This is a genomic window from Sandarakinorhabdus oryzae, from assembly GCF_009733735.1.
GTDB lineage: Bacteria > Pseudomonadota > Alphaproteobacteria > Sphingomonadales > Sphingomonadaceae > Sandarakinorhabdus > Sandarakinorhabdus oryzae.
Genome location: NZ_WNJP01000346.1, coordinates 1 through 1009, shown reverse-complemented (window position 1 = coordinate 1009; position 1009 = coordinate 1). Strand labels below are relative to the sequence as shown.

The 1009-nt window shown below is 72.5% G+C and carries 1 protein-coding gene; it reads left to right on the top strand.

The window, feature by feature from the left end:
- Positions 1 to 1009: Y-family DNA polymerase (locus tag GJ693_RS17265; RefSeq protein ID WP_197042306.1), on the top strand; the 1009-nt coding region annotated here is incomplete at both ends.

The window sequence follows — 1009 nt, the reverse complement described above, 5'->3', positions numbered from 1 at the left end:
CGCCGCATGATCCGGCGGCCGACGTGGCGTGCCTGGACTGGCTGGCGGATGGTGCCACCCGCTGGTCGCCGATGGCCGCCGCCGCGCCGCCGCACGGCCTGTTGATCGATATCACCGGCTGCGCCCACCTGTTCGGCGGGGAAGCCAGCCTGATCGCCGACGTGATCACCCGGCTGGAGCGGCTGGGCTTTTCCGCCCGCCACGCCATTGCCAGCACGCCGGCGGCCGCCATGGCACTGGCGCGCTTCGGCGCCAAGCGGGTCGCCGATCTGCCGCTCCTCGCCCTGTCTGATCTGGAACCGATCCGACAAGCGCTGCGCCGCGCCGGCCTGAAGCGGGTGGGCGAAGTGGCCGCCCTGCCGCGCGCCGCCATCGCGTCGCGCTTCGGTGAGCCGCTGCTGGCCGCGCTCGACGCGCTGACCGAAACCGCGCCGCAACCGCTCGATCCGCGCCTGCCGGTGGCGGAGATCGTGGCGCAGATACGCTTCGCCCAGCCCATCGCCACCACCGACGCGGTGCGCGCCACCCTAGAAAAGCTGCTGCTGCGCTGCGCCGTGCAGCTGGGCGCGCGCGGGGTGGGGGGCCGGCTGTTTGCGCTGGCACTCTACCGGGCCGATGGCCATGTCGCCCATCTCGCAGTCGAGACCGCCGAACCGCAGCGTGACGCCGCCGTGCTGCTACGCCTGTTTGATGAGCGCATCGCCGCCCTGAACGATCCGCTCGATCCCGGCTTCGGCTATGATCTCGTCCGCCTCGCCGTGCCGGTCACGCATCGGTTGGACGAACACCAGTTGGGCCTCGAAGGCGGCCAGCTCGCTGAAACCCAATTGGCCGAACTGGTCGATCGACTCACCGCCCGTCTGGGTCGCGGCCGTATCCGCCGGCTGGCGCGGGCGGACACCCACATCCCCGAGCAGGCGAGTTTCGATCTGCCCTTCACCGCCAGCGCGCCGCCGCCCTGGCCCAGCCCGCCACCCGGCGAGCCGCCCGCGCGGCCCATCCGCCTGTT